This window comes from Enterobacter sp. S-33 (genome assembly GCF_028735835.1).
GTDB lineage: Bacteria > Pseudomonadota > Gammaproteobacteria > Enterobacterales > Enterobacteriaceae > Enterobacter > Enterobacter vonholyi.
Window position 1 is genome coordinate 1,364,242 of sequence record NZ_CP117838.1, and the last position, 15,063, is coordinate 1,379,304.

Annotated in this window: 16 protein-coding genes and 1 riboswitch; of the genes, 11 read left to right on the forward strand and 5 right to left on the reverse strand. The window is 58.1% G+C overall.

Translation table 11 applies throughout. The features are described from left to right. Window positions 1–57: 57 nt before the first annotated feature. Genes bioB through bioD form a run of 4 tightly spaced genes read left to right on the forward strand, consistent with a single transcriptional unit; the run spans window position 58 to window position 3,685 of the window. Window positions 58–1,098, forward strand: coding sequence for a biotin synthase BioB (gene bioB, locus PUP35_RS06405; RefSeq protein ID WP_115874533.1), 1,041 nt, complete (start codon window positions 58–60; stop codon window positions 1,096–1,098). After that, a complete protein-coding gene (bioF, locus tag PUP35_RS06410; protein WP_274242349.1) occupies window positions 1,095–2,252 on the forward strand; it encodes an 8-amino-7-oxononanoate synthase in 1,158 nt (385 codons plus the stop codon). Before bioB ends, bioF begins: the two co-directional genes overlap by 4 nt. After that, window positions 2,236–2,991, forward strand: coding sequence for a malonyl-ACP O-methyltransferase BioC (gene bioC / locus PUP35_RS06415; RefSeq protein WP_133294022.1), 756 nt, complete (start codon window positions 2,236–2,238; stop codon window positions 2,989–2,991). Before bioF ends, bioC begins: the two co-directional genes overlap by 17 nt. Further along, complete coding sequence (gene bioD, locus PUP35_RS06420) at window positions 2,984–3,685, forward strand: dethiobiotin synthase (RefSeq protein WP_274242350.1); 702 nt, start codon at window positions 2,984–2,986, stop codon at window positions 3,683–3,685. Before bioC ends, bioD begins: the two co-directional genes overlap by 8 nt. On the opposite strand, the gene PUP35_RS06425 is transcribed toward bioD, so the two are convergent. Next, window positions 3,648–4,370 (reverse strand): ABC transporter ATP-binding protein, encoded by a 723-nt coding sequence (locus PUP35_RS06425; RefSeq protein ID WP_274242351.1) that lies wholly within the window; start codon window positions 4,368–4,370, stop codon window positions 3,648–3,650. The genes bioD and PUP35_RS06425 overlap by 38 nt on opposite strands. 752 nt (window positions 4,371–5,122) lie before the next feature. Here PUP35_RS06425 and uvrB point away from each other — a divergent pair. Beyond that, on the forward strand, window positions 5,123–7,138 hold the full coding sequence (uvrB, locus tag PUP35_RS06430; protein ID WP_274242352.1) for an excinuclease ABC subunit UvrB: 2,016 nt from the start codon (window positions 5,123–5,125) through the stop codon (window positions 7,136–7,138). 42 nt (window positions 7,139–7,180) lie between these two features. Here uvrB and yvcK read toward each other — a convergent pair whose 3' ends face one another. Next, window positions 7,181–8,089, reverse strand: coding sequence for a uridine diphosphate-N-acetylglucosamine-binding protein YvcK (gene yvcK, locus PUP35_RS06435; RefSeq protein WP_274242353.1), 909 nt, complete (start codon window positions 8,087–8,089; stop codon window positions 7,181–7,183). A gap of 225 nt (window positions 8,090–8,314) precedes the next feature. After that, a riboswitch (molybdenum cofactor riboswitch) is annotated at window positions 8,315–8,448 on the forward strand. On the opposite strand from yvcK, the gene moaA reads away from it, so the two are divergent. The 6 genes from moaA (at window position 8,436) to PUP35_RS06465 (ending at window position 11,915) form a co-directional block, all read left to right on the forward strand. Beyond that, a complete protein-coding gene (gene moaA / locus PUP35_RS06440) occupies window positions 8,436–9,425 on the forward strand; it encodes a GTP 3',8-cyclase MoaA (RefSeq protein ID WP_104949073.1) in 990 nt (329 codons plus the stop codon). (Overlaps the previous riboswitch by 13 nt.) Before the next feature lie 24 nt (window positions 9,426–9,449). Further along, window positions 9,450–9,962, forward strand: coding sequence for a molybdenum cofactor biosynthesis protein B (gene moaB, locus PUP35_RS06445; protein WP_274242354.1), 513 nt, complete (start codon window positions 9,450–9,452; stop codon window positions 9,960–9,962). Window positions 9,963–9,965: 3 nt separating this feature from the next. Continuing rightward, on the forward strand, window positions 9,966–10,451 hold the full coding sequence (gene moaC, locus PUP35_RS06450) for a cyclic pyranopterin monophosphate synthase MoaC (RefSeq protein WP_008501142.1): 486 nt from the start codon (window positions 9,966–9,968) through the stop codon (window positions 10,449–10,451). Then, window positions 10,444–10,689, forward strand: coding sequence for a molybdopterin synthase sulfur carrier subunit (gene moaD / locus PUP35_RS06455; protein ID WP_111963820.1), 246 nt, complete (start codon window positions 10,444–10,446; stop codon window positions 10,687–10,689). Before moaC ends, moaD begins: the two co-directional genes overlap by 8 nt. Before the next feature lies 1 nt (window position 10,690). Then, window positions 10,691–11,143 (forward strand): molybdopterin synthase catalytic subunit MoaE, encoded by a 453-nt coding sequence (moaE, locus tag PUP35_RS06460; RefSeq protein ID WP_045403777.1) that lies wholly within the window; start codon window positions 10,691–10,693, stop codon window positions 11,141–11,143. Window positions 11,144–11,207: 64 nt separating this feature from the next. Further along, the gene (locus PUP35_RS06465; protein WP_069719576.1) at window positions 11,208–11,915 is read left to right on the forward strand and encodes a Bax inhibitor-1/YccA family protein; all 708 of its coding nucleotides are present in this window, start codon (window positions 11,208–11,210) and stop codon (window positions 11,913–11,915) included. A 104-nt stretch (window positions 11,916–12,019) separates the two neighbouring features. On the opposite strand, the gene PUP35_RS06470 is transcribed toward PUP35_RS06465, so the two are convergent. Genes PUP35_RS06470 through PUP35_RS06480 form a run of 3 tightly spaced genes read right to left on the reverse strand, consistent with a single transcriptional unit; the run spans window position 12,020 to window position 14,978 of the window. After that, window positions 12,020–12,982: a lysylphosphatidylglycerol synthase domain-containing protein gene (locus PUP35_RS06470; protein ID WP_274242355.1), complete on the reverse strand. Its 963-nt coding sequence runs from the start codon at window positions 12,980–12,982 to the stop codon at window positions 12,020–12,022. Further along, entirely contained in the window at window positions 12,982–14,220 is a 1,239-nt protein-coding gene (gene clsB, locus PUP35_RS06475; RefSeq protein ID WP_111963823.1) for a cardiolipin synthase ClsB, read from the reverse strand. Before clsB ends, PUP35_RS06470 begins: the two co-directional genes overlap by 1 nt. Next, window positions 14,217–14,978, reverse strand: a complete 762-nt coding sequence (locus PUP35_RS06480) for an endonuclease/exonuclease/phosphatase family protein (protein WP_115874543.1) — start codon at window positions 14,976–14,978, stop codon at window positions 14,217–14,219. Before PUP35_RS06480 ends, clsB begins: the two co-directional genes overlap by 4 nt. Between the last annotated feature and the right edge of the window lie 85 nt (window positions 14,979–15,063).

Consider the following 15,063-nt stretch of genomic DNA (forward strand, 5'->3'; position numbering starts at 1 on the left):
TTAGGTTTACGAGTATAAACCGAACCGAAAATTAACAAAACCCTTTGGAGAAGCCCGATGGCTCACCACGCACGCTGGACGATGTCGCAAGTTACTGAATTATTCAACAAACCTTTCCTTGAGCTGATGTTCGAAGCCCAACAGGTGCATCGTCAGCACTTCGATCCCCGCCATGTTCAGGTCAGCACGCTGCTGTCGATCAAGACCGGCGCCTGCCCCGAAGACTGCAAATATTGCCCGCAGAGCGCACGCTACAAAACCGGCCTGGAGTCAGAGCGCCTGATGGAAGTCGAGCAGGTCCTCGACTCCGCGCGCAAGGCGAAAAACGCCGGCTCGACCCGCTTCTGCATGGGCGCGGCGTGGAAGAACCCGCACGATCGCGACATGCCGTATCTGGAGCAGATGGTGAAGGGCGTGAAGGAGATGGGCCTCGAAGCCTGTATGACGCTCGGTACGCTCAACGAGGAGCAGGCGCAGCGCCTCTCGGCAGCGGGGCTGGATTACTACAACCACAACCTCGACACCTCGCCGGAATTTTACGGCAACATCATCACCACGCGTACCTACCAGGAGCGTCTGGATACGCTGGATAAAGTGCGTGACGCGGGGATTAAGGTCTGCTCCGGCGGCATCGTGGGCTTAGGCGAAACCGTGAAAGACCGCGCGGGCCTGCTGCTGCAGCTGGCGAACCTGCCGACCCCGCCGGAAAGCGTGCCGATCAACATGCTGGTGAAGGTCAAGGGCACGCCGCTGGCGGATAACGAGGACGTGGATGCGTTTGATTTTATCCGCACCATCGCGGTGGCGCGCATCATGATGCCAACGTCTTACGTTCGCCTCTCAGCGGGTCGCGAGCAGATGAACGAGCAGACCCAGGCCATGTGCTTTATGGCCGGAGCCAACTCCATCTTCTACGGCTGCAAGCTGCTGACCACGCCGAACCCGGAAGAGGATAAAGACGTTCAGCTGTTCCGCAAGCTGGGGCTGAACCCGCATCAGACCGAGGTGCTGACGGGCGATAACGAGCAACAGCAGCAGCTGGAGCAGCAGATTTTCAACGCCGACACCGAACAGTTCTACAACGCGGCAGCCGTATGACCTGGCAGGCACGTATCAACTCTGCGCTCGACGACCGTCGGGCGGCAGAGGCATTTCGCGTTCGCAGGGTGGTGGAAAACGGCGCGGGCCGTTTTCTTACCCGTGAAGGCCAGCGGTTCTGCAATTTCTCCAGCAACGACTATCTCGGGCTGAGCCAGCATCCGGCCATTATCCGCGCCTGGCAGAAGGGCGCGGAGCGGTTTGGCGTGGGCAGCGGCGGATCGGGGCACGTCAGCGGGTACACCACGGCGCATCAGGCGCTGGAAGAGGAACTGGCTGACTGGCTGGGCTACCCACGCGCGCTGCTGTTTATCTCCGGCTTTGCCGCCAATCAGGCGGTTATTACCGCCCTGATGGAAAAAGAGGACCGGATTGTCGCCGACCGCCTGAGCCACGCCTCCCTGCTGGAGGCGGCAAATTTAAGCCCGGCTCAGCTGCGGCGTTTTGCCCATAACGATGCGGGACAGCTCGCAGCGCTGCTGGATAAACCCTGCGAAGGACAACAGCTGGCTGTCACCGAAGGAGTGTTCAGCATGGACGGCGACAGCGCGCCGCTTGCCGCGCTGCACGAGGCCGCAAAGCGACAGAATGCCTGGCTGCTGGTGGACGATGCCCACGGCACCGGCGTGATGGGCGACGAAGGGCGCGGAAGCGCGTATCAGCAAAACGTGAAGCCTGAACTGCTGATTGTCACCTTTGGCAAGGGCTTTGGCGTTAGCGGCGCCTCCGTGCTGTGCAGCGAATCCGTCGCCGACTATCTGCTGCAGTTTGCCCGGCATTTGATTTACAGCACCAGCATGCCCCCGGCGCAGGCCGTTGCGCTGTCTGCGTCGCTGGCGGTGATACGCAGCGCGGAAGGGGATGAACGTCGCCAGCGGCTGGCAGAGCATGTTGCCCGCTTCCGGCAGGGATTAGCGGCGCTGCCTTTCCACAGTCCCGATTCGCAAAGCGCCATCCAGCCGGTGATTGTCGGAGAAAACGGCCGCGCGCTGGCACTGGCACATGCGTTGCGCCAGCGCGGCATGTGGGTCACCGCCATCCGACCGCCAACCGTCCCACCGGGCACGGCGCGTCTGCGCTTAACCCTGACGGCGGCGCATGAGGCGCGGGATATCCAGACGTTGCTGGAGGCGCTCCATGATGCCGGTGAATAAGCAGGCCATCGCGGCGGCATTTGGCCGCGCCGCGCAGAGCTATTCGCAGCATGATGAGCTGCAGCGTCTGAGCGCGCAGGGGCTTCTGGCCGCGCTTGGCGAGAACCGTTTTCCACAGGTGCTGGACGCCGGCTGTGGTCCCGGCAGCAACAGCCGCTACTGGCGCGGGGCGGGAAGCCAGGTGACGGCTATCGATCTTTCAGCCCAGATGCTTGAAGAGGCGCGCCAGCAGCAGGCGGCGCATCGCTATCTGCTGGCCGATATCGAGGCGATCCCGCTGGCGGACGCGCAGTTTGATCTGGTCTGGAGCCATCTGGCGGTTCAGTGGTGCAGCAGCCTGCCGCAGGCCTTGCGCGAGCTTTATCGCGTCGCGCGACCGGGCGGGAAGGTGGCGTTTACCACCCTGCTGGAAAGTTCGCTGCCGGAGCTGAATCAGGCCTGGCAGGCAGTCGATGAACAGCCGCACGCTAACCGGTTTTTATCGCATGAGCAGGTGACGCAGGCGCTGGCAGGCTGGCGCGCTCGCAGCGTAGTGCAGACCATCACGCTCAATTTTAGCGATGCGTTCAGCGCCATGCGTTCGCTGAAGGGCATAGGCGCCACGCACCTGCATACCGGACGCGAGAAAAAACCGCTCACCCGCGGTCAGCTGCAGCGCCTTGAGCTGGCCTGGCCGCAGCAGCGGGGTCAATTCCCGCTCTCCTATCAACTTTTTCATGGGATTATCGAACGTGACTGAACGTTATTTTGTCACCGGCACGGACACAGAAGTGGGTAAAACGGTGGCCAGCTCGGCGCTGCTGCAGGCGGCACGGCTGCTCGGGAAAAACACCGCCGGGTATAAGCCCGTGGCGTCCGGCAGCGAGATGACGGCGGAAGGGTTACGCAACACCGACGCGCTGGCGCTCCAGCGTAACAGCACCCTTGAACTCGCCTATTCCGCGGTGAATCCGTACACCTTTGCCGAGCCGACCTCGCCGCACATTATCAGCGCCGATGAAGGTTGTCCTATTGATTTCGCCGTGCTGTCCGCCGGATTGAGGACGCTGGAAAATCAGGCCGACTGGGTGCTGGTTGAAGGGGCTGGCGGCTGGTTTACGCCGCTTTCGGACACGCAGACGTTTGCTGACTGGGTGCAGTCCGAGCAGCTTCCGGTCATTCTGGTCGTCGGCGTCAGGCTGGGATGCATCAATCACGCCATGTTGACCGCGCAGGCCGTACAACAGGCCGGACTGCGTCTGGCGGGCTGGATAGCCAACGACGTGGTTGCGCCGGGTAAACGCCATCAGGAGTATCTGGCGACGCTCAGGCGCGTCCTTCCCGCGCCGTGCCTCGGGGAAATCCCCTGGCTTGCTGACGGCGCGGAAAATGCCGAAACCGGGCGTTATCTCGATCTCAGCGTCTTGCTTCCCGCGACATCCAGTGAGCAATAAGCTCGTCATCCAGTTCGTTAACGTGGCCATGCGCCACGTTACGCCCGCGATAGAGCATACAGAAACGGTCAGCCACCCGGCGGATAAACGACAGCTGCTGCTCCGCTAACAGCACAGTCATACCTAACTCCCGATTTAAGCGCACCAGCAGCTGCCCCAGCTTCTGGGCGAAGCTGTGCCCTGCACCGTGCAGGGGCTCATCGAGGATCAGCAGGTGAGGACGGTTCACCAGCGCATTAGCCAGCGCCAGCTGGTATTGGTCGTCCGGAGAGAGCGTGTTGGCACGTGTCTGTCGCACCCCATAGAGCGCCGGAAACAGGTCGTAAACGTCATTTTTTGCGTTCGGGTTAGGTTTCCCCGTCGCGCGCATGGCGATATGCAGGTTCTCCTCAATCGTTAGCTGGGAGAAGATCCGCCTGTCCTGCGAGACATAGCCAATCTCCGGGCCGGAACGCTGTTCTGGCGGCGGGTTTAGCAAATCACGCGGCGGCGCGCCCGCCTCATACCAGATGATGCTGCCGCTTTCGACAGGCACCTTCCCGGCGATGCAATTCATTAGGGTGGTTTTCCCCATGCCCGGCAGGCCAACGACGCCTGTACACATCCCTTGCGGAAAATCTAAATCCACATTCCATAGCGTATGTTGACTTCCGTAAAACTGATTCACAGCACGCAGACTCAACATCTTTCTCTCCTTAAAAATGTGTGTAGGTGAGGCTCGAGTTTGAATCTGCAAAACCCCTGCCATAAAGCGGAAAGTGATTAAAAAAGCGACTTTTTTAGGAATAAGTCACCGGAAAGCGGTTTATAAAAAACCGGATTGCACATTGACGGTGCCGCCGGTGATGAGTTGTGGTGCAGAACCCTAAATGATGAAAATGTGAGCAAGATCCCATCGGTTGGTTATGAATGACGCAACTGTTAATCAGCAAAAAATAGCTATAAAAATTTTTTGTCGCCGTCTCGTGGGAAAATCCGGGAATTTGCAGAGCGCCAGTCTGTATGGGCTGGAAGCAGTTATCCACTATTCCTGTGGATAACCATGTGCATTAGAGTTAGAAAACACGCGATAAGCGAGAGAAGACGCGGCTTTCGCCCAAATTGACGCGAAACGCGGCTTTAGAAAATATCGTTTATTTTTTAATTGCTTAGATAAAAGCAATTCCCGTCATGAAAGTGTCACCGGTTGCCATAAAACTATCATTACCTGGCTTGACAAATGTTAAAAAAGAAAAAGTTCTGGGGATAACCTGACCTGACTGGTGTTTTATGTTGCCACTGTCCAAATTTTGGCCGCTATCGCGCTAATCATTCAGGCGCTATGCTAAATATCCTGACATGCTACTGGTTTTTCATCCAGTGTTTTTTGCTGGCATTCCTGGCAACAAGGAGTAAAATTACACACCTGCCGCTTATAACGTCATCAGGTTGTCGCCCATGAGTAAACCGTTCAAATTGAATTCTGCTTTCCGTCCATCAGGCGATCAGCCTGAGGCGATCCGTCGTCTGGAAGAGGGGCTGGAAGATGGGCTGGCGCACCAGACGCTGCTGGGGGTAACCGGCTCAGGTAAAACGTTCACCATCGCCAACGTGATTGCGGATCTCCAGCGCCCAACGATGGTGCTGGCACCCAATAAAACCCTGGCGGCGCAGCTATACGGCGAAATGAAAGAGTTCTTCCCGGAAAACGCGGTGGAGTATTTCGTCTCCTACTACGATTACTACCAGCCTGAAGCCTATGTGCCGAGCTCTGACACCTTCATTGAGAAAGATGCCTCGGTGAACGAACACATCGAGCAGATGCGACTGTCGGCCACAAAGGCGCTTCTGGAGCGTCGTGATGTGATCGTCGTTGCCTCGGTTTCCGCGATCTACGGTCTGGGCGATCCGGATCTCTATCTCAAGATGATGCTGCACCTGACGCAGGGGATGATCATCGACCAGCGTGCGATTTTGCGTCGTCTGGCGGAGCTGCAGTACACCCGCAACGATCAGGCCTTCCAGCGCGGCACCTTCCGCGTGCGCGGCGAAGTGATCGACATCTTCCCGGCAGAATCGGACGATATGGCGCTGCGCGTCGAGCTGTTTGACGAGGAGGTCGAGCGCCTGTCGCTCTTCGACCCGCTGACCGGACACGTTGAGTCAGTGATCCAGCGCTTCACCATCTACCCGAAAACGCACTACGTGACGCCGCGCGAGCGTATTGTGCAGGCGATGGAAGAGATCAAAGTGGAGCTGGCGGAACGCCGTAAGGTTCTGCTGGCGAACAATAAGCTGCTCGAAGAGCAGCGCCTGAGCCAGCGTACCCAGTTTGACCTTGAGATGATGAACGAGCTGGGCTACTGCTCCGGCATTGAAAACTACTCGCGCTTCCTCTCCGGACGCGGGCCCGGCGAGCCGCCGCCGACGCTGTTTGATTACCTTCCGGCCGACGGTTTGCTGGTGATCGACGAATCCCACGTCACGATCCCGCAGATCGGCGGGATGTACCGCGGCGACCGGGCGCGTAAAGAGACGCTGGTGGAGTACGGTTTCCGCCTGCCGTCAGCGCTGGATAACCGTCCGATGAAGTTTGAAGAATTTGAGGCGCTGGCGCCGCAAACCATCTACGTCTCGGCCACGCCGGGCAACTACGAGCTGGAAAAATCCGGCGATGAGGTGGTGGACCAGGTGGTGCGTCCGACTGGATTGCTGGACCCGATTATCGAGGTGCGTCCGGTGGCAACGCAGGTGGACGACCTGCTCTCTGAGATCCGCGCCCGTTCCGCCATTAACGAGCGCGTGCTGGTGACCACGCTCACCAAGCGTATGGCGGAAGACCTCACCGAGTATCTCGAAGAGCACGGCGAGAAGGTGCGTTATCTTCACTCGGATATCGATACCGTGGAGCGCATGGAGATCATCCGCGATCTGCGTCTGGGCGAGTTTGACGTGCTGGTAGGGATCAACCTGCTGCGAGAAGGTCTGGATATGCCGGAGGTCTCGCTGGTGGCGATTCTGGACGCGGATAAAGAGGGCTTCCTGCGTTCCGAGCGTTCGCTGATTCAGACCATTGGCCGCGCCGCGCGTAACGTCAACGGTAAAGCGATTCTGTACGGTGACAAAATTACCCCGTCGATGGCGAAAGCGATTGGCGAGACGGAACGCCGCCGCGAGAAACAGCAGCGCTACAACGAAGAACACGGCATTACGCCGCAGGGGCTGAACAAGAAGGTGGTGGATATTCTGGCGCTGGGTCAGAACATTGCCAAAACCAAAGCGAAAGGACGCGGCAAGGCGCGTTCAGTGGTGGAAGAAGATACCGTCGTGCTGACGCCGAAAGCGCTGCAGCAGAAAATCCACGAGCTGGAAGGGCAGATGATGCAGCACGCGCAGAACCTGGAGTTCGAAGAGGCGGCGCAGATCCGCGACCAGCTTCATCAGCTGCGGGATCTGTTTATCGCGGCATCATAGGTTAGTTTTGCCCGGTGGCGCTGCGCTTATCGGGCCTTATTGTCAGCCCAGCGCCTGAATCGCCTTCTCCAGCGCCTCGCGCAGCAGATGGCGATCGTGGCGATATTTGATGTCTGAAGCCTCCAGCGGCTCCTGAATCACCACACGATCGCCGATGCCGGACACATCCACCTTCGGCCCAACCACCACGCCGTCAATGATCTTCTTACCGACGTAATGCTCCATCAAGCTGAGTTTATCCGCCAGCGACAGGCTTGCGGCTGCCGGACTCAGCTCACGGCCTAAATTGCCGATGTAAACCATCGGGGCAGGAGTGCGGCGCAGCGCCTGTGCCAGCTCTTTCACCAGCAGAATGGGTATCAGGCTGGTGTAAAAACTGCCCGGACCGATCAGGATAAGATCCGCTTCCCCGATGGCCTCTACCGCTTCTCGCGTGGCGGGCACGCTCGGATAGGTCATCAACTCCGCTGGCGGCAGGAGGAGCTGGTCGATATTCACCTCGCCGTAAACTTCATGCCCTTCGGCGTCGATGGCCATTAAGTCAACCGGTTGTTCAGACATGGGGATCAGGAATGCGTCAACTTTCAGCAGATTACGGATCAAGTTAATGGCTTCCAGAGGCCGTACGCTCAGGTGATCCAATGCCTTTAACATCAGATTTCCAAGGTTATGCCCGGAAAGTTCGCCATTTCCGCCAAAACGGTACTCGAACATCGCCGATGCGACGCTCGGCTCGGTAATTAACTGGTTCAGGCAGTTGCGCATATCTCCCCAGGCAATGCCGCCTTCGGCACGACGAATGCGCCCGGTTGAGCCGCCGTTATCGGTGGTAGTCACTATCCCTGTCAGCCTTGAGCCGAGTGACGATAAAGAGGACATAACCCGGCCTAAGCCGTGTCCTCCGCCAAGAGCGACCACTCGGTCAAGATCCGCAAAAGTGCGATTGCGCATACGTATTCCTTATCACGTTCGATCGCGTAACAGTAACCTAACTACCCCTAAAAGACGATGCCTCACCCGATGCAAAATGACGTATATCAATGTGAATATGCGGTTTTTAGGTATTCTGTAGCGAAAATGCAGGATTGATTCGCTATATACGTAATTATATAGCGAAAGGCGATAATGGCGCCGTGAGAATTTCCGCGCTACTATCGCCCTAACCACGTTTTCAAAAATGAAAACATACACTCTAGCCCTTGTGCCTGTGTCGAAAGATATGGCGCTCTGGCCGTGGCGAATTTGCCACCAGGGTACAGAAAGAAATGACTGTGCCTCCCGATCTGGAAAGGTGTACATGGCTTCACAACTTACTGATGCTTTCGCGCGTAAGTTTTATTACTTACGTCTGTCGATTACCGATGTGTGCAACTTCCGTTGCACCTACTGCCTGCCCGACGGCTACAAACCGGGCAGCGTTACCAATAACGGCTTTCTCTCCGTGGATGAAGTGCGCCGCGTCACGCGCGCCTTCTCTGAGCTCGGCACCGAAAAAGTTCGCCTTACCGGCGGTGAACCCTCGCTGCGCCGCGATTTCCCCGACATCATTGCCGCCGTGCGTGAAAACGAACGTATCCGCCAGATTGCGGTGACCACCAACGGTTACCGTATGGCGCGCGACGTGGCCACCTGGCGCGATGCGGGCTTAACCGCCATTAACGTCAGCGTGGACAGTCTGGATGCCCGCCAGTTCCACGCCATTACCGGCCAGGATAAATTCCAGCAGGTCATGGACGGTATCGATGCGGCATTTGCGGCCGGCTTCGAAAAAGTCAAAGTCAACACGGTGCTGATGCGTGATGTGAACCATCACCAGCTCGATACCTTCCTGGCGTGGATTAAATCCCGCCCCATTCAGCTGCGTTTTATTGAGCTGATGGAAACCGGCGAGGGCAGCGAGCTGTTTCGCCGCCATCACATCTCCGGCATGGTGCTGCGCGACGAGCTGCTGAAACGCGGCTGGATCCACCAGATCCGCCAGCGCAGCGACGGTCCGGCGCAGGTCTTCTGCCATCCTGATTACGAAGGCGAAATTGGGCTTATCATGCCTTACGAGAAAGACTTCTGTGCCAGCTGCAACCGCCTGCGCGTCTCCTCCGTGGGCAAGCTCCATCTCTGCCTGTTCGGCGACGGCGGCGTGGACCTTCGCGATCTGCTGGAAGACGATGCTCAGCAGGACGCGCTTGAAGCACGCATTTCTGAAGCGCTGACGCATAAAAAACAGACCCACTTCCTGCATCAGGGCAATACCGGTATTACTCAGAACCTGTCCTACATCGGCGGGTAATCAGGCTTAAGAAGGAATCAGAAGATGAGTCAGGTAAGCGCAGAATTTATCCCGACACGCATTGCTATTCTTACCGTTTCCGACCGCCGTGGCGAAGAGGATGATACCTCCGGCCACTGGCTGCGCGATGCGGCCCATGACGCGGGGCATCACATCGTTGATAAAGCGATCGTGAAGGAGAACCGCTACGCCATTCGCGCGCAGGTCTCTCAGTGGATCGCCAGCGATGAAGTTCAGGTGGTGCTGATCAATGGCGGCACCGGCTTTACCGCAGGCGATCAGACCCCCGAAGCGCTAATCCCGCTGTTCGACCGCGAGGTGGAAGGCTTCGGCGAAGTGTTCCGCATGCTCTCCTTTGAAGAGATTGGTACCTCCACGCTTCAGTCGCGCGCCGTGGCGGGCGTGGCTAACAAAACCCTGATTTTCGCCATGCCGGGCTCGACCAAAGCCTGCCGCACCGCGTGGGAAAACATCATCGCCCCGCAGCTGGATGCCCGTACCCGTCCGTGTAATTTCCATCCCCATTTAAAGAAATAAGCTATGTCACAACTGACCCACATTAACGCCGCCGGTGAAGCGCATATGGTGGATGTTTCCGCCAAAGCGGAAACGGTGCGCGAGGCGCGCGCGGAAGCGTTCGTCACCATGCTGCCGGAGACGCTGGCGATGATTATCGACGGCAGCCATCATAAGGGTGACGTGTTTGCAACCGCGCGCATTGCGGGAATTCAGGCCGCCAAACGGACCTGGGATCTCATTCCGCTGTGCCATCCGCTGATGCTGAGCAAAGTGGAAGTGAACCTGCAGGCGCAGCCGGAGCACAATCGCGTGCGCATTGAGTCACTCTGCCGCTTAACCGGCAAAACCGGCGTGGAGATGGAGGCGCTGACGGCGGCCTCCGTTGCCGCGCTGACCATCTACGACATGTGCAAAGCGGTGCAGAAAGATATGGTGATTGGCCCGGTGCGTCTGCTGGCGAAAAGCGGCGGCAAATCCGGTGATTTTAAGGTGGACAGCCATGATTAAGGTGCTCTTTTTTGCGCAGGTGCGCGAGCTGGTGAATACCGATAGCCTGACGCTGGATGCGTCTTTTGATAACGTTGCTGCCCTGCGCGCGCATCTGGCGGCACAAAGCGACCGCTGGGCGCTGGCGCTCGACGAAGGCAAGCTGCTGGCCGCCGTTAACCAGACGCTGGTGGAATTCACCCATCCGCTGAACGCAGGGGATGAAGTGGCCTTCTTCCCGCCGGTGACAGGGGGCTAAGATGGCTGAAACCCGAATTCTGGTGAGTCCTGAGCGTTTTAACGTAGGGACCGAATACGGCTGGCTGGCGGAACGCGATGAAGACGGCGCGGTCGTGACCTTTACCGGCAAGGTGCGCAATCACAACCTCGGTGACAGCGTGAAGGCGCTGACGCTGGAGCACTATCCGGGGATGACCGAGAAATCGCTGGCGGAGATTGTCGACGAGGCGCGAGGCCGCTGGCCGCTCGGGCGCGTCACGGTTATTCACCGTATCGGCGAGATGTGGCCCGGCGAGGAGATTGTCTTCGTCGGCGTGACCAGCGCCCACCGCGGCAGCGCGTTTGCGGCAGGGGAGTTCATTATGGATTTCCTCAAAACCAAAGCCCCGTTCTGGAAGCGCGAAGCCACGCCGGAAGGGGATCGCTGGGTAGAATCTCGCGACAGCGATAAGCAGGCCGCCAGCCGTTGGTAGTTGGTTTACGTGGATGTGTTACTCTTAACGAGTGTGTCTACTTAATCTTAATCAGGAGTGAATCATGGACCGATTTCCGCGTTCCGATTCAATAGTACAGCAGACCCGTAGCGGCCTGCAGACGTATATGGCTCAGGTGTATGGCTGGATGACGGTTGGCCTGCTGCTTACCGCGTTTATCGCGTGGTATGCAGCGAACACGCCGGAGCTGATGATGTTTATCTTCTCCAGCAAAATCACCTTCTTTGGGCTGATTATTGCGCAGCTGGCGCTGGTGTTTGTGCTTTCTGGTCTGGTGCACAAGCTGAGTGCCGGCATGGCAACGACCCTGTTTATGCTCTATTCGGCGCTAACGGGCCTGACGCTTTCCAGCATTTTCATCGTTTACACCTATTCATCCATCGCCAGCACCTTCGTGGTGACCGGCGGGATGTTTGGTGCGATGAGCCTGTACGGTTACACCACGAAGCGCGATCTGAGCGGCTTCGGCAGCATGCTGTTTATGGGGCTGATCGGGATTGTGCTGGCGTCGCTGGTGAACCTGTGGCTGAAGAGCGAAGCGCTGATGTGGGCTGTGACCTATATCGGGGTGGTGCTCTTCGTGGGGTTAACGGCCTATGATACCCAGAAGCTGAAAAACATCGGTGAGCAGATCGACGTGCGCGACAGTTCCAACCTGCGCAAATACTCGATTCTGGGCGCACTGACGCTCTATCTGGACTTCATCAACCTGTTCCTGATGCTGCTGCGGATTTTAGGCAACCGTCGCTAAGGTTGTTTTGCCGGGTGCGGTGCGGTTTGGTGCCCTCACCCTGACCCTCTCCCACGGGAGAGGGAACAAACACTAAAAACGGCAACAAGGTTGCCGTTTTGCTTTTATTTCGCCAGCGCCTTCTCATTCTTCGCCCGTAACTTCTTCGCCCGGCTCTCCAGCACCAGATAGCAGACCGTTGCCAGCGCCAGCGGCAGGAAGTAATACAGCATGCGGTACGCCAGCAGGGCCGCAATAATCGTTCCCTGAGAGACATGCTCCCCGGCCAGCAGGGCAATAAACACCGCTTCCAGCACGCCGATCCCCGCCGGAATATGCACAATCACCCCGGCAATGCTGCTCACCAGCAGCACGCCCAGCACGAAGAAATAATTTACGTCCTCGCCAATCAGCAGCCAGATAATGGCCCCCATCGCCATCCAGTTGGCGCTGGAGACCGCCATCTGCAGCACCGCAAACTTCCACGAGGGCAGCACCAGCTTTTGCCCCTTGATGGTCATATGGCGGCGTCTGGCAAAGGCGCAGGCCCACAGATAAACGGCGATAATCAGCAGGAGTACCATGCCCAGAATGCGCAGCGTGGCCTCATCGATATACCAGTGCGCGGGCAGCTGCACCACGCCGATGGTGAAGATCACCCCGCCGAGCAGAATATAGCCCAGCCAGTTGGTGGTGATGCTTAACGAGAAAATGCGCGTGATGGTCCCGCCCGGCAGGCCGAGCCGCGAGTAGAGGCGATAGCGCATGCCAATCCCCCCAACCCAGGTGCTCAGCGTCAGGTTAAAGGCGTAGCAGATAAACGACACCAGCATCACCTGACGTTTGGCCAGCTTGTGGCCGCAGTAGGCGCGACCCAGCAGGTCATAGCAGCCGTACATCAGGTAGCTCACAATGACCAACCCTGCAGCGCCCAGCAGCACCATCCGGTTATAGTTGCGGATAACCTTCCACACCTCTTCCCAGTCAACTTTCTGCGCGTAGACCACCAGCAGAACCGCGACCGCAATAAAAAACAGCCATGTCAGGATCTTTTTTGCCAGCCGCCAGCGTGGATGCGATTTCGACATCAGGGTTTGCCTCCGTCTTCCGCTTCTATGCGGTCCTGGGTTTCCATTTCGGGTTGTACCGGCGGGTCCACCTGCGCCAGCTTAGGCGTATGCGCCGGCAGCCAGCCGACCATCGCCGGGAAATGCCGCAGAAAGTGGAACACCACCACGCTGATGCCCAGGTTCCACCAGGTGCGTTTGGGAACCATGGACTCATCCACACGCACGCAGTCATTGACGATTAGCGCCTGCAGGTTATCCCGCAGGGTCTGATTAAACTGACGATCGTGAATGATCAGGTTGGCTTCAAGATTCAGCGACAGGCTCAGCGGATCGAGGTTACTGGAGCCCACGGTGGCCCAGTGATCGTCCATCAGCGCGACTTTGCCGTGCAGCGGCCGACGGCGGTATTCGTAAATCTGTACGCCGCCCTTCACCAGATAGTTATAAAGCAGCCGCGCCCCGACTTTGACGATCGGCATATCCGGTTCGCCCTGTACAATCAGCTTCACGCGTACCCCGCGCCGGGCCGCATTGCGCATGGCGTGCAGCAGGCGATAGCCGGGGAAAAAGTAGGCGTTAGCAATAATCACTTCGCGCTTCGCGTTGGCGAGCATCTTGAGATAATGACGTTCGATATCGTCCCGGTGCTCGCCGTTATCACGCCAGACGAAAAGGGCCTGCGCTTCGCCTGGCTTCCGGTTCTCTTCCGGGCGATGACGTCGTCGCCACCAGCGGCGAACGGCCTCTTTCCCCGGCAGGTTCTCCAGCTCAAACAGCAAAATGTCCTGCACTACCGGGCCTTCAATGCGAATGGCGTAATCCTGCTTCGCTTCCGGGCCGTAGTCGGACATATGCTCCGCGGAGTAGTTAATGCCGCCAACAAACGCCACCGTCTCATCCACCACCACAATTTTGCGGTGCATCCTGCGGAAAAGGTTGGTCCGCATGCCGAAAAGGCGAGGGCCGGGATCGTAGTAGCGGAACACCACCCCCGCGGTGGTCAGTTCGTTGACGAACGCATCGCTGAGGTCCGGCGAGCCATAGCCATCCAGCAGCACTTCAATTTTGACGCCGCGCTGGGCGGCGCGCAGCAGCACGCTGTGCAGCTGCTTGCCGACGTTGTCTTCGAACCAGATAAAGGTTTCGAGGATCACCTTCTGCTGGGCATTATCAATCGCCTTAAACACGGCCGGGTAATACTCGTCCCCGTTGACCAGCAGCGTGATCCGGTTGCCTTCCTGCCAGGAACATTTCATAGGTGGATCTCCGCGCTGAGCGGCGCATGGTCGGAAAGATGCCGCCAGTTGAGGAGCGCCAGGGCGGTTGGGCTGCTGGCGTGGGCATTTTTCACATAGATGCGGTCAAGCCGCAGCAGCGGGAAACGGACCGGAAACGTGCGCGCAGGCCTGCCGTTGGCGCGCGTAAAAACCTCCTCCAGTCCGGCCTCCACCTTCAGCGGATGATTTGCCCGCTGTCGCCAGTCGTTGAAGTCGCCCGCGACCACCACCGGTTCACCTTCTGGAAGCGCATTGGTCCATTCGGCCAGCATTTTCAGCTGCGCCTGACGATGGGCTTCGCGCAGGCCCAGGTGAACGCAGCCGACATGGATGGGCAGCTCAAGGTCGGGAGGCGTAATGCGGCAGTAGAGCAGGCCGCGTTTTTCGCTCTCCCCGACGGAAACGTCGCGGTTTTCATAATGTTCAATGGGATAACGCGACAGCACCGCGTTGCCGTGATGCCCTTCCGGATAGACCGCGTTGCGGCCGTAGGCGTAATCACTCCACATGGTGTCGGCCAGAAACTCATAGTGCGGCGTGTCGGGCCAGTTCTCAAAGTGAAGCGGATGCACTTCATGTGCGCCCATCACCTCCTGCAGGCAGACAATATCCGCGCTGACGGTGCGCACCGCGTCGCGCAGCTCCGGTAAAATGAAGCGGCGATTAAATGCTGTGAAGCCCTTATGAATGTTTATCGTCAGCACCTTAAGCGAGAAATGCTGCATTTTTTTCGTCATAAGCTCCTTCCTGAGTGACTATCCCAATGAAAATAAAGTGTAGTCGGCGTCACAAAAAGATGCGGCGTTACGGAATTTTCCGTAA

Coding starts and splice junctions, on each gene's coding strand:
- bioB (WP_115874533.1), top strand. CDS start 58: ATGGCTCACCACGCACGCTGGACGATGTCGCAAGTTACTGAATTATTC.
- bioF (WP_274242349.1), top strand. CDS start 1,095: ATGACCTGGCAGGCACGTATCAACTCTGCGCTCGACGACCGTCGGGCG.
- bioC (WP_133294022.1), top strand. CDS start 2,236: ATGATGCCGGTGAATAAGCAGGCCATCGCGGCGGCATTTGGCCGCGCC.
- PUP35_RS06425 (WP_274242351.1), bottom strand. CDS start 4,370: ATGTTGAGTCTGCGTGCTGTGAATCAGTTTTACGGAAGTCAACATACG.
- uvrB (WP_274242352.1), top strand. CDS start 5,123: ATGAGTAAACCGTTCAAATTGAATTCTGCTTTCCGTCCATCAGGCGAT.
- yvcK (WP_274242353.1), bottom strand. CDS start 8,089: ATGCGCAATCGCACTTTTGCGGATCTTGACCGAGTGGTCGCTCTTGGC.
- moaA (WP_104949073.1), top strand. CDS start 8,436: ATGGCTTCACAACTTACTGATGCTTTCGCGCGTAAGTTTTATTACTTA.
- moaB (WP_274242354.1), top strand. CDS start 9,450: ATGAGTCAGGTAAGCGCAGAATTTATCCCGACACGCATTGCTATTCTT.
- moaC (WP_008501142.1), top strand. CDS start 9,966: ATGTCACAACTGACCCACATTAACGCCGCCGGTGAAGCGCATATGGTG.
- moaD (WP_111963820.1), top strand. CDS start 10,444: ATGATTAAGGTGCTCTTTTTTGCGCAGGTGCGCGAGCTGGTGAATACC.
- moaE (WP_045403777.1), top strand. CDS start 10,691: ATGGCTGAAACCCGAATTCTGGTGAGTCCTGAGCGTTTTAACGTAGGG.
- PUP35_RS06465 (WP_069719576.1), top strand. CDS start 11,208: ATGGACCGATTTCCGCGTTCCGATTCAATAGTACAGCAGACCCGTAGC.
- PUP35_RS06470 (WP_274242355.1), bottom strand. CDS start 12,982: ATGTCGAAATCGCATCCACGCTGGCGGCTGGCAAAAAAGATCCTGACA.
- clsB (WP_111963823.1), bottom strand. CDS start 14,220: ATGAAATGTTCCTGGCAGGAAGGCAACCGGATCACGCTGCTGGTCAAC.
- PUP35_RS06480 (WP_115874543.1), bottom strand. CDS start 14,978: ATGACGAAAAAAATGCAGCATTTCTCGCTTAAGGTGCTGACGATAAAC.